This is a genomic window from Hyphomicrobium denitrificans 1NES1, assembly GCF_000230975.2.
Lineage (GTDB): Bacteria > Pseudomonadota > Alphaproteobacteria > Rhizobiales > Hyphomicrobiaceae > Hyphomicrobium_B > Hyphomicrobium_B denitrificans_A.
Window position 1 is genome coordinate 2,714,077 of the sequence record NC_021172.1, and the last position, 12,247, is coordinate 2,726,323.

The 12,247-nt window shown below is 60.2% G+C and carries 11 protein-coding genes; 5 read left to right on the forward strand and 6 right to left on the reverse strand.

Going from position 1 to position 12,247, the window contains the following annotated elements:
* Complete coding sequence (gene groES / locus HYPDE_RS13040; RefSeq protein ID WP_015598952.1) at positions 1–315, reverse strand: co-chaperone GroES; 315 nt, start codon at positions 313–315, stop codon at positions 1–3.
* A 391-nt stretch (positions 316–706) separates the two neighbouring features.
* Positions 707–1,036 carry an H-NS family nucleoid-associated regulatory protein gene (locus HYPDE_RS18840; RefSeq protein WP_015598953.1) on the reverse strand — a complete coding sequence of 110 codons (330 nt, stop codon included), beginning with the start codon at positions 1,034–1,036 and terminating at the stop codon, positions 707–709.
* Positions 1,037–1,616: 580 nt separating this feature from the next.
* Here HYPDE_RS18840 and HYPDE_RS13055 point away from each other — a divergent pair.
* The 3 genes from HYPDE_RS13055 to HYPDE_RS13065 all read left to right on the forward strand — a co-directional run bounded on the left by HYPDE_RS13055 (position 1,617) and on the right by HYPDE_RS13065 (position 5,638).
* Positions 1,617–2,207, forward strand: coding sequence for a superoxide dismutase (locus HYPDE_RS13055; RefSeq protein ID WP_041321285.1), 591 nt, complete (start codon positions 1,617–1,619; stop codon positions 2,205–2,207).
* Positions 2,208–2,295: 88 nt separating this feature from the next.
* On the forward strand, positions 2,296–4,119 hold the full coding sequence (locus tag HYPDE_RS13060) for a cyclic nucleotide-binding and patatin-like phospholipase domain-containing protein (RefSeq protein ID WP_015598956.1): 1,824 nt from the start codon (positions 2,296–2,298) through the stop codon (positions 4,117–4,119).
* Between the two features lie 154 nt (positions 4,120–4,273).
* Entirely contained in the window at positions 4,274–5,638 is a 1,365-nt protein-coding gene (locus HYPDE_RS13065) for a patatin-like phospholipase family protein (RefSeq protein WP_015598957.1), read from the forward strand.
* Positions 5,639–5,650: 12 nt separating this feature from the next.
* Here HYPDE_RS13065 and HYPDE_RS13070 read toward each other — a convergent pair whose 3' ends face one another.
* Complete coding sequence (locus HYPDE_RS13070; protein WP_015598958.1) at positions 5,651–5,968, reverse strand: DUF4236 domain-containing protein; 318 nt, start codon at positions 5,966–5,968, stop codon at positions 5,651–5,653.
* A 102-nt stretch (positions 5,969–6,070) separates the two neighbouring features.
* The gene (locus HYPDE_RS13075) at positions 6,071–7,507 is read right to left on the reverse strand and encodes a helicase HerA-like domain-containing protein (RefSeq protein WP_041320482.1); all 1,437 of its coding nucleotides are present in this window, start codon (positions 7,505–7,507) and stop codon (positions 6,071–6,073) included.
* A gap of 251 nt (positions 7,508–7,758) precedes the next feature.
* Between HYPDE_RS13075 and HYPDE_RS13080 the strand changes: the two genes are divergently transcribed.
* Positions 7,759–9,633: a methylmalonyl-CoA mutase family protein gene (locus tag HYPDE_RS13080; RefSeq protein WP_015598960.1), complete on the forward strand. Its 1,875-nt coding sequence runs from the start codon at positions 7,759–7,761 to the stop codon at positions 9,631–9,633.
* Between the two features lie 47 nt (positions 9,634–9,680).
* Positions 9,681–11,081 (forward strand): chloride channel protein, encoded by a 1,401-nt coding sequence (locus HYPDE_RS13085; protein ID WP_244437648.1) that lies wholly within the window; start codon positions 9,681–9,683, stop codon positions 11,079–11,081.
* Here the strand turns inward: HYPDE_RS13085 and HYPDE_RS13090 are convergent.
* Together HYPDE_RS13090 and HYPDE_RS13095 are read right to left on the reverse strand one after the other, a co-directional pair.
* On the reverse strand, positions 11,070–11,735 hold the full coding sequence (locus HYPDE_RS13090; protein WP_015598962.1) for a hypothetical protein: 666 nt from the start codon (positions 11,733–11,735) through the stop codon (positions 11,070–11,072). The genes HYPDE_RS13085 and HYPDE_RS13090 overlap by 12 nt on opposite strands.
* 306 nt (positions 11,736–12,041) lie before the next feature.
* Positions 12,042–12,242, reverse strand: coding sequence for a hypothetical protein (locus HYPDE_RS13095; protein ID WP_015598964.1), 201 nt, complete (start codon positions 12,240–12,242; stop codon positions 12,042–12,044).
* Between the last annotated feature and the right edge of the window lie 5 nt (positions 12,243–12,247).

Here is a 12,247-nt window from a genome sequence, read left to right on the forward strand (position 1 = left end):
TTAAGCGGCGGCCTTCTTCTTGGCAGTCACTTCGAGAACGCCGAGGATGTCGCTCTCCTTCATGATCAGGAGATCCTCACCATCGATCTTCACTTCGCTGCCCGACCACTTACCGAACAGAACCCGGTCGCCAACTTTGACGTCGAGAGCGTTGACCTTGCCGGACTCGTCGCGAGCACCCGGACCGACGGCGACGACTTCGCCCTGCTGGGGCTTTTCCTTAGCGGTATCCGGGATGATGATCCCGCCCGCGGTCTTTGCTTCTTCCTCAATACGTTTCACGACCACGCGGTCGTGGAGAGGACGGAACGCCATGGGATTAACCTCATGATTTTGTTTGATGATTCTGCTGTACCTGAGGCAGCGGCGAGGAGTTGCACGTGGGACTGCAGATCATCCGACCCGCAAATCGGCCGGCCACTACCCCGCTACTGCGCGCCGGTTATATGTAATCGACTGCTAGCACTGTCAAGAAGTGAGTGCTAAATTTGTTGGCATCCGTGCCAGACAGGGTTAGCACTCTGGGTGGCCAACGCCGGGCCATGGTTTTCGCGCGTGCAATGGCGCGCGGTACTCAGGTGCCATTGCTAACATCATGGATCCGTTATTCGCAGAAATTTACGCGTCGACGATCGGCCCAACTCGTCTGAAGTCTATATCCGCCGATCTCATTCACAAGGTCGACGGAAGCGGACGCGACGATCAATCAGATTTCAAAGTCGGAGAGCTTGGCGCCCTTCTTCAGCCGCTCGACAAGCCAATTAGGTTTGCGTCCTCTGCCCGTCCAGGTATCGAGCTTGTTTTCAGGATTGGCATACTTCGCGACACCGACAGACTTGTTTTTTCCGGGGCCCCGACCACGTCCGCCGCCAAACAATTCCGCGACGGAAAAACCATGGGTTTCTGCGAGATCGGCGACTTTTTTCTTTATTTCCATACGCTCGCGGTCACGCGCCAAGGCGAGGGCCTTTTTCACCTTCGCTTCAAGATCAATAAGCTCTTTGAGCGAAAGCTTGTCGACATTGACGGCGGCCATTCTTTTTACCTTCCGCATCACAAACTAAAACCTCTGGTAAATCCACTGCCAATCGTGGAGCTTGAAAAGACGCGCAGAAAACCCCAATACGCGTTGCGATGTCAATATGCATTAGATGATGATCGTGAAATTTCGGCAATTGCCGGAAATTACAACATTGCTTTCGCAATTTAAACATCAAAATGGGCATTACGCCGTTTGCATTATCAGAAAACGGCGAGCGGCATTATTAGCTCTTTTAAACTCACAAGAAAGTTAGTCAAATAAAGCCGCGGCCTATTGGCGCTGTCGGAACACACATCAGCCGTAATAACAATCGACGCGGCGTGCCGTAAATCGTCTTTTGTTCGTTTGCGCCCATTGTTTTCTTTGCAAAAACGATGCCCGGAAATAGCTCAATTTCTATCACCGCAATCGCGAATAGGATTTGGGACGTTTGGCCTCCTGCGATCCAAATCAACGCGATGTTTTTGTGTGGAACCGCAGCGGTCGCGGCGGGTTAACCGTTTGCTTGTGTTGACTGCCTTCAAAAGCTACTTTCCGGGCGCGCTACCTTAACCCAATGGATGAGTGGCCTTTCATGACACTGAAACTCCCCGACCTTCCCTATGCTTACGACGCGCTGGCGCCGTTCATGTCCGCCGAAACCCTCGAGTTCCACCACGACAAGCACCACCTCGCCTACGTAGAGAATGGCAATAAATTGCTTGCCGGCTCCAAATACGAGGGCCAATCGATCGAGGACATCTGCAAGAACGCTTATGCCGACAAGAATGCCGGCATCATCAACAACGTCGGTCAACATTGGAACCACCTGCATTTCTGGCAGTGGATGAAGAAGGGCGGCGGCGGTAAGAAGCTCCCCGGCAAGATCGAAAAGCTCGCGACCGGATATGGCGGCTACGATAAGGTACGTGCCGATTTTATTGAGGCCGGAAAAGGCCAGTTCGGGTCGGGCTGGGCCTGGCTCGTCATCAAGGACGGCAAACTCGAAGTTCAAAAAACGCCGAACGGCGAGAACCCGTTGATGCACGGAGCGAAGCCGATCCTCGGCGTCGACGTATGGGAACACAGCTACTACATCGACTATCGCAACGCGCGCCCGAAGTACCTCGAAGCATGGTTCGACAATCTCGTTAACTGGGAGCATGTCGAGGCGCTGGCGAGTTAATCCCGTCCCGCGTTTTGCGCACTCGCATGTCATCACCGGGGCGCCAATATGGTATAAGGCTGGAAAAGGCCTGCCACACGGCGCCCCGATGTCGTTCAAGCCCTTCTCCCTCGCCAGTGTTGCTGCGTTCCGGGATTTGCCTCCCGAGGCTTTGCATTCGCTTGAAGATCGGCTGCAGCCGGTCCCTGTGCGGCGCGGTGATTGCATCGTTCGGCAGGGCGAGGATGCGGATGCGCTCCATGTCGTTGTCTCGGGCCGGTTTGCGGTCGAGATTGATGGCAACGACGAGCCTGTCGCGGAGATCTCGCACGGATCGACGATCGGCGAGATCGCATTCTTTGCGGGCGGTCAGCGCACGGCAACCGTACGCGCGATCCGCGACGGTGTCGTCGTCCGACTATCCCGCGACGATTTCAATTCGATATCCGAGACGACGCCTGCGATATGGGCAGCGATCACGTCGACGCTTGCAGAACGACTGGCAACCGAAACACGCCGCCGCGCAGATCTTCATCGTAATGGGCGCTTTTCATCTGCGCGTCCACGGCCGCGGACGGTTTCCGTCGTCGGTGTTTGTGACGGGTACATTCCGGCAGAGTTTTTGAGGAGTTTTTCGGAAGCTGCCCGAGCGCGCTCCGGTACAATCGTCATATCAAGCGACACACTAGATGGCGTCCTCGGCAGACGCACGAGCGACGATGGCGACCTGACGGCGGCGCTCAACACGCTCGAAACTCGCTATTCAACGGTCGTTTTCATCGCCGATCGCGATTTGACGGCGTGGAGCGAAAAATCCGTCCGCCAGGCCGACGAGCTGCTGCTGGTCGCGACCTCTCCCGATGATCCCATCGGCAGCGCCGTCCCGCTCGGCTCGGTCGAAAAATTTGCGCTGTCGCTGCATCGGCCTCAGTCGCGACGGCTGGCTGTCCTCCATCGCCGGAAGGGGGTTGTGCAAGGTACGCGACACTGGCTCTCGGGCCGTGAGCCGGCGATGCATCATCATGTGGCGCTCGGCAATATGGACGACATCGCGCGCCTCTGGCGCTTCCTCAGTGGAGAAGCCCTCGGATTCGTCGCGTGCGGCGGAGGCGCCTACTGTGCAGCACACGTCGGAATCTACCGCGCATTTCGCGAAGCCGGCACCGGCTTCGATTTTGTCGGCGGCACGTCCGGCGGCGCCGCGATGGCAGCGGCGTTCGCGCAAGATATGGACCCCTTCGAAATCGACGCGGGCGTGCACCGCATGTTCATCGAAGGCCGCGCGATGGCGCGCTACACGCTGCCGCGCTACAGCCTGCTCGATCACACGCACTTCGATCATCACCTCGAAAAAGAATATGGAAACATCCGCATTGAGGATTTGTGGAAACCGTACTTTGCAGTCTCCGCCGATCTTTCGGCTTATGAAGCCGAAGTCCATCGCAGCGGCAGTCTTTGGCGCGCCATTCGTGCGAGCGCGGCAATCCCGGGTCTGCTTCCGCCGTTTTATACCGAGGAAGGACAGATGCTCGTCGATGGCTCCGTGATTGCCAACGTACCGGTCGACACAATGCATCGCCTGAAGCGCGGACCGAATGTCGTCGTGAGTTTTGAAGCCGGCGACTGCCAGCGCTTTCCGGTCGATTATGCGGCACTCCCCGAACGCCGCAAGCTGATCTGGCAAACCCTCAATCCCATGGCCGCACAAAATCGGACGCACGCTCCGTCGGCCGCGACCGTGCTCGTTCGCAGCCTGATGGCCAATCGGGGCCATTTCGAACGGCACCTCACCGCAGAAGACTGGCTTCTCGTACCCCCGACACCGCGGGACATGGGTGCGCTCGACTGGAGACGGCATTCCGAACTGATGGAATCGGCTTACGCTTACACGCGCACGGCCATCGAAGCGCGGGGTTTGCCGATATTTCCGTAGGCGGCCGATGATAATGTCGGCCGTTTAGATCTTCCGAACTGTCACAAAGCGATCCGGTTGTAGCCGCTGCGAGTATTCCTGCGTTGCTCCGGCCTTGAGCGTGCCTTAAAACATATGCGCTATTAGGGGGATTTTTCTACTCCGGGGGTAAGCAGTGTACGGGGCAAGGCTCTGCGTCGGCCTGTTGTTGGCGACCACGCTCTGCCTTGCAGGCTGCGCGGCGACCATTCCGCGCAATGGCATCGCCGAAGCAAAGCTCGCAACCGAAGCCGAGATACCGGGCATGCATGGCGTTCGCTTTTGGGCGGACGACGTTCCGAAGAATCCCATTGCAGAAATCAAGCGTCGTACGGCGCACATGCCTCCGATCGCTCGCAGCGCGAAGCGCATCGACGGCCGACCCGTCATCGAGACGCTTGCACTGTCTGGCGGCGGCTCCGACGGCGCCTTCGGAGCTGGCGTCCTTGCCGGTTGGACCAAGCGCGGCGATCGTCCGGAATTCGCAGTCGTCACGGGCGTCAGCGCCGGCGCCATCATTGCACCGTTTGCTTTTCTCGGACCTTCCGAGGACGAGAAACTGCATGTGATCTGGACTCAGTACAAACAGAACGAAGTCATCACCACGCAGCTTTTGCCCGCGTTGTTCGGTGGTCCGGCGCTTGCCGATACGACGCCGCTTGCCGAACTCATCGCGCATTACGTCGACCGGGAATTCCTCGACAGGATTGCCGCGCAATACAAGCGCGGCCGCATTCTGATGGTGCTGACGACCAACCTCGACGCGCAACGGCCGGTAGTCTGGAACATGGGCGAAATCGCGCTCAGCAAGTCACCGCAGGCGATTGAGCTTTTCCGCAAGGTGATCCTGGCGTCGGCGGCCATTCCGGCAGCCTTCCCACCGGTCAAGATCGAAGTCGAGGCGGACGGGAGAATGTACGACGAACTGCATGTCGATGGCGGAACGACACGCGAAGTCTTCGTGCTGCCTGCAGAAGCGCCGCTGCAGGCATTCGATGCTCTTTATCCGAAGCCGCCGATCCGCAAATTCTTTATCATCAAGAACGGCAAGGCGTCGCCTGAGCAGCAAGTCGTCAAACCGACGACGCTGCAAATTGCATCCCGCGCGATCTCGACGCTGATCAAGAGCCAGAACCAGGGCGAGCTCTATCATATTTATCGGATCGCTCTCGACGCTGGCGCGGACTTCAACTTCATGTCGGTGCCTGCGTCGTTCAATTACACGACGAACCAGATCTACGATCCGAAGTATCAGGCTGCCCTTTATGCGGAAGGCGTTCGCGAAGGACGCAAGGGCGTTTGGCTGAAGACTCCGCCGGGGCAGGCACCAATAGCGGTTCCGCCCAAGTCGGCGACTCAGGCGCCTACCGTGAAACCGCAGGACCCCGCATCGGTGCCGAGCGTATCAAATCCGCCAGCAAAGCCTGCACCTGCCGCAGTAAAATCAAAGAAAGTGGCTGCGAACGTCGGCTGGCAAAGCACCGTCCAGTCGGCGCCATAAGAACCTCGGCGCTCAGAACCAGCGCGGTTGCCACCAGTGGAGCAGCGCGCGCACGGTATCGGGTGCGAAGAAATAGGCGAGGCCCGCTACGGCGGCGATCAACACCAAGGCGATGATCAAGGCGACGCTGATCGGCGTGCGATAGCTGAGGCCCGTTCCCGGGACCCCCAGTGTAACCATCGGGCCGTTCTTGCCGACGTTCACCGTCGCGCCGTGGCCGCCGATGCTCGAGCTGACGCCGGTCTTGCTGAGATTGATGCGCACGCCAGGCAGTATGCTGAATGTCTTGCGGAACCGGAAGTAGCCCATGTGCTTCTCCTCGTCGATCAACCCACGCCTCGTCGCTTTGGTTCAGGCACGGCAAGCGTTGCGACGGCGAATCTGTCGAAAAGCTAGCGACTCCGGCCGTAACTTTCAACGGAACCGGGAGCTTTACCGCTTCAACCCAAAGAGATTCGAGAATTTAGACAGCCGCTCCTTGATCTGGCCGCCGACGGTATTGCGAGACTGCAGGCGTTCGTAAGCCGATTCGCGGGTCAAGGACTGGCCGTATTTCTCCAGGTTAGCTTTATCCTTGGCGATGAGGTTTTTGCGCTCCTCGGCCGTGATCGGACCGACGCGCGACATCGGCGGCCGAATGAGGGTTCGCTGCACCATCGACGGCTCGCCCTTGTCGTGAAGGAGCGAAACGAGCGCCTCTCCGACCTTGAGCTCCTGGATCGCACGTTCGGTATCGATCTCGGGATTGGGCCGGAACGTCTGCGCAGCGGCGCGAATGGCTTTCTGCTCCTTCGGCGTGAAGGCACGAAGCGCATGCTGAATACGGTTGCCGAGCTGGGCCGAAACACGGTCCGGCACGTCGCCCGGGCTCTGCGTCACGTAATAGACGCCGACGCCCTTCGAGCGAATGAGGCGCGTGACGCGCTCGACTTGCTCAAGCACGGCTTTCGGCGCGTCGTTGAACAAAAGATGGGCTTCGTCGAAGAGGAAAACGAGCTTCGGCTTTTCGAGATCGCCGACCTCGGGGAGCTTTTCGAACAGCTCCGTCAGGAGCCACAGCAGGAACGTCGCGTAGAGACGCGGCGTATCCATCAGTTTCTCGGCGGCGAGCACGTTGACGACGCCGTGGCCGTCGGCATCGACCTTCAGGAAATCCATGATGTCGAGCGCGGGCTCGCCGAAAAACTTGTCGGTGGCCTGCTCTTCGAGCACCAGCAAGCGGCGCTGAATGACCCCGACCGTCGAAGTCGCGACGTGCCCGTATTTGCTTCTGAGGCTTGCGGCGCGCTTGCCCATCTCGTCGATGACGGAGCGGAGGTCCTTGAGGTCGAGGATCGACATCCTCTCGTCGCCCGCTTCGCGCTCGTCTTGCGCCCAGCGAAAGGCAATGTTCAAAACACCTTCCTGCGGTTCCGTCAGCTCCATCAGGCGCGAGAGCAGCAGCGGCCCCATTTCCTGCACGGTCGCGCGCACGGGATGCCCGTCGACCCCGAAGATATCCCAGAATGCTGTCGGAAATGATGTGTTGCCGTAGCGCTTCAATCCGATCTCTTCGGCACGCGCGACAAGCTTTGGCGAAGGGTCGCCTTTGACGGCGATGCCCGAGAGGTCACCCTTGATGTCGGCCGCAAAGACCGGGACGCCGGCGGCCGAAAATCCTTCAGCCAGCACCTGCAGCGTCACCGTCTTGCCGGTGCCGGTCGCCCCGGTCACAAGACCGTGGCGGTTGGCGAGGGCGAGTTCGATACATTCCGGAACCAATTCGCGGCCCGAATGGCTACAGCCGATCAGGATCAGGCCGTCCTGCACGTAATCGCGGGGATCGGCGACGGGATTCTCGGCCCCTGAGGCGCCGGGCGTTTTGGTCATTTGATCTCCTCGCGCTTCGCCTGCCCGACTCGGGCCCGAGTGAGCGTTCCGTGATGGCATGGAGACCGCAGCGACGCAAACCGCAGCCACCCCATGCGCCCGAAACGAGCCCCTTGAATTTAACGATCCTTCTGCGCGCGGCAATTGGGCCACGCCGGAGGCGCAATTTCGGGCTCGCACTAGGCCCTCGACCGGGTATACCGGGGCGAATATTTTCATGCATCCCATTGCGCTCCAGGAGCCCCGATCGAATGAGCCGCTCGCCCTCCGAGACGAACGAAACACACCTTGCCGACGGCTTTCCCGCCGCCAAGCTCGAGCAGTGGCGCGCGCTCGTCGACAAGGCTCTCAAGGGTGCAGATTTCGAAAAGCGGCTCGTCCGGCGGACGGCCGACGGGTTGAAGATCAATCCGCTCTATACGCGCAACGACGCGCTGGCGAACGCGGCCGGTGCGCTGCCGGGTTATGCGCCGTTCACGCGCGGAACAAAGTCCGTCAGCGGCGGCTGGGATATCCGCACCTTTCACATCGAAAGCGACCCGAAAGCCGCGAACGCCGCGATCCTCGAAGATCTTGAAGGCGGGGTCACGTCGATCGGCCTGCAGGTCGGCAATGGATTAGCGCCGACACAGGACGCCCTTGGTGCGGCTCTCGACGGTGTGCTGCTGGATGTCTGTCCTATCGTCCTCGCCGCGGGCGAGCACTTCTTCGATGCGGCGCTGGCCATGATTGCGGTCTGGGACGCACGCGGCATCAAGGCCGCAGACAGGCAGGGTTCGTTCGGTGCCGATCCGCTCGGCACGCTGGCTATGACGGGACGGCTGCCTGAGTCACTCGATACGGCGCTCGCGCGCGCCATCGCGTTGATGAAGATCACAGCGGCGAGTCCGCGCGTGCAAGTGATGACTGCCGACGGCGTCATTGCACACGTCGCGGGCGCGAGCGAGGCGCAAGAGCTTGCCTATATGCTCTCGACGCTCGTCGCCTATCTTCGCGCTGCCGAGAAGGGTGGCCTCACGCCGGCCGAAGCTCTGCCGAAGATCAACGTTTCGCTCGCAGCCGACATCGATGAATTTTCGACCGTCGCAAAACTTCGCGCCGCGCGCCGTCTCATCTGGCGCGTTGCCGACGCTTCAGGCGCCGGAGAAGCGGCCGCCAGCGTCACGCTCAACTGCCCGACGTCCTACCGCATGATGGCAAAGCGCGATCCGTGGACCAATATCCTGCGCACGACGATTGCCTGCACGGGCGCGGCGCTTGGCGGCGCCGATGCGATTGTCGTCCTGCCGTTCACATTCGCGCTCGGCAAGCCCGACGCCTTTGCACGGCGCGTTGCCCGCAACATTCAGATCGTATGCCAGGAAGAAAGCCACCTCGGCCGCGTCTCCGATCCTGCAGGCGGCTCTTGGTATGTCGAGAGTTTGACTGATGACTTGGCGAAGAAGGCCTGGGAAATCTTCCAGGATATCGAAGCCCGCGGCGGCATGGCGGCGGCCCAGACCTCCGGATATGTCCAAGACATGATTGCCAAGAGGGCAGAGGCGCGCGCGAAGGATGTCGCGACCTTGCGCCAAGAGCTGACGGGGGTGAATGCATTTCCGCTCCTCGGCGATGACGGCGTCCATGCCGAGCCATGGCCTGCGGCAGTCGCGCCCTCGGGTAAAGCGGTCGTCGAGGTCCAGCCGCTGAAGCCGCATCGGCTCGGTGAAGCTTTCGAGGCTTTGCGCGATGCTGCGGACGCGCACGGCGGATTCAAAATCTTCGCGGCAAGCATGGGCGAGATCGTCGATCACAACGTCCGCACGACGTGGATCAAGAATTATCTGGCCGCGGGCGGGATCACGGCGCTGATCAGCGATGGCTACAAAACGCCCGAAGAGACTGCTGCCGCATTCCAGGCTTCAGGCGCAATCGCGGCATGCATCTGTTCCTCCGACGCCGTCAACGCGGCGCTCGCACAGCCGACCGCGGACGCATTGAAGAAAGCGGGTGCGAAGCTCATTCTGATGGCCGGGCGCCCGGGAGATGCCGAGGCTGCTCTCAAGGCCGCGGGCGTCGATCAGTTCCTGTATGCGGGCGCCGATGCCGTCGCGACCCTCAAGGGCTTGCAAGAACGTTTGCGATAATAAATCACGCTCGCTTTCTCGAATGTATCGATCCAAGATGCGGTGAAATGACGATGGAGGAGCATACTCCAAGCCGTCAGGATTCCGATGCTCGGAAAAGGCACCGCGCAAAACGGCGCATTATCCTGCGCCGTTATCGCTACGTGAGTCTGTCGCGTCGCGTCTGGATGCGCCGCGCGGTGTTCATTGCGGGGGCCCTGTTTGTCGGCCTGACGGCTGTCGGATTCGCGCAGATCTCAAACGACGCGCAGGATGTCTATTCCGCCATCCTGAAAAGGTCGCCGTTTCTGCCGTTGTTCCTGACGCCGCTCGGATTTGCGGCGCTGGCCTTCGCGACCGCGCGTTGGTTTCCGGCTGCGGCTGGCAGCGGCATCCCGCAGGTCATCGCCGCACGTAAGAGTTCCGACTACACGCACCGGAGCGCGCTTCTTGGCTGGCAGACGACGATTGCGAAAATCGTGATGACAGCGCTGGCACTTGTCGTCGGCGCATCCGTCGGGCGCGAAGGTCCGACGGTGCAAGTCGGCGCATCCGTGATGTTCGCCGTCGCGACCGTCGCTGGTCTTGGCCGTCAGAACGGCTTCGTTCTCGCAGGCTCGGCGGCGGGAATCGCGGCGGCCTTCAACGCGCCGATCGCCGGCATTCTGTTCGCAATCGAAGAACTCGCAAAGGCATTCGCGGGACGGATCAACGACATTGTCATCGGCTCGGTGGTCATTGCGGGCGCGGTGAGCTGGCTGATCCTTGGCAACTACAATTACTTTGGCGAAGTGACGACCAACGTCGTCAGCGGCAAAGACTGGCTTGCGGTCCCAATATGCGCCGTATTCGGTGGTGTTCTCGGCGGTCTGTTCAGTATGTCGCTGGTAACCATTTCGCGAAAACCGTTCGGCATTATCGCAATTCTCAAGCGCCATCCCATCGTGTTCGCCGGATTGTGCGGGCTGCTTGTCGCCGTCCTGAGCATTGCGACCGCCGGCTATGCATCCGGCAACGGCTACGCGGAAACGCGGGCGTCGCTCGTCTATGGCCAGGCGATGCCGTGGTGGTACGGGCTCGCCAAACTGGGCTCGACGCTTTTGTCGTCAGCGAGCGGCATTCCCGGCGGTTTGTTCTCGCCCTCTCTCGCCGTCGGCGCCGGCATTGGCTCTATGATCACCCCGATCTTCACCTTCGCCGATCCACGCGCGTTCATGCTGCTGATGACCGTCGGCTATTTTGCCGGCGTCGTGCAGGCGCCGCTGACAGCCGTCGTCATCGTGATGGAAATGACGAGTGACAAGAACATGGTGATCCCGCTGATGGCGACCGCCCTCTTCGCCGCAAGCCTTTCGCGCCTCATCGGTAGCGAACCGCTGTATCACGCACTCGCCCGCGGATACTACGCATCGGCCTTTCGCATTCACGGCACGCCCGATGTCTCGTCGGCTCCAAAGTCAGTTCGTTAGCCGGTGGTCGGGCGTCAACGTTCCGAAGCCGACAAGCCGCTCGAGATCGGCACCGATTCCATTGTAAGCGGAGCCCGACCTCTGCGATGTAGCGGCGGACGCCACGCGGTTGCGCTGCTGACGCGAGATGCCGCGCTTCACAACTCTCGAATGTGAGACGGCTGCTCTTCGAGGCGCGCGCCTGGTGACACGCACGACCGATTGTGAAGGTTCCGCGTTCTGCGTTTCCGCCGTCATGGCTGCGCTTGCGACTTTCGCTGGATCTATCAAATCGTCAGATTCCAATAGCTCCGCCACCTTTATGATCCGTTTTGGATCGGAAGACGCATCCAAGACGTTCGGGTTCACAGGGTCCTCAGCATTGGCCGCCTTTGAGCCGTCCGAAGGCACGGCAAACTTTGCGCTCAAGGCTTCGGCGGCCGAGCGCGTTGCGAAAGAAAGTCCGTCATCGCTGCCAAAATCTTCTCCGCGGGATGCCAACAAAAACTGATCGTAATTTATCACCGGGACGTAATCCGGGAGCTTGATCGCCGTGCGCGTGCCGATGTTCGGAACCCCGGCCTGAGGCTGCGAAGCGAACTTCTGTTCCGCATGGATCGGAAACGCTGCAGAAGCGAGTCCAACAAAAACAAGCGCGACAGCATTCAGTCTCAAAACGCATACCCCCAACGCGATACAAACGGGCTTTAGCTTGTCTCGACTCCGTCGCGGATCTCAGTCACGCGGGACAGTGAGCGCTAAAAGCAAACGGCGAGAGGCTCGTTGAATGGCCCCCGTTCCCCAATCCGAAAATCACCGCTCAACAAGGCAAGAGAAAGGCTTCGTTTTTCTCGCTCAGATGACAAATCGCGCGGCTTGCATTGAGTTCTCGAAGGCACGTGTGCCCCAAAAAAGTGGCCAGCTCCCGGGGGTGGAAGAGCTGGCCAAGGCACGGGGGGAGGGAAGCAATGCGTGAAAGGACTATTCGCGGCCGGACGCTGCGAGCACCGTCATGACGGCGAGTATCGGAGCAGATGCCAAAATGGATACGGTCGAGACAGCGTATTCGTTACCGTCGATCAACGGTGCGAGGAGAGCTTGCGCGTCGGGGAGCGTCGCGATGGCGACGGTGGCTGCGGTCGCGACTGCGGCTGTGGCGGACGCTGCGATGAAGCATGACATAACGT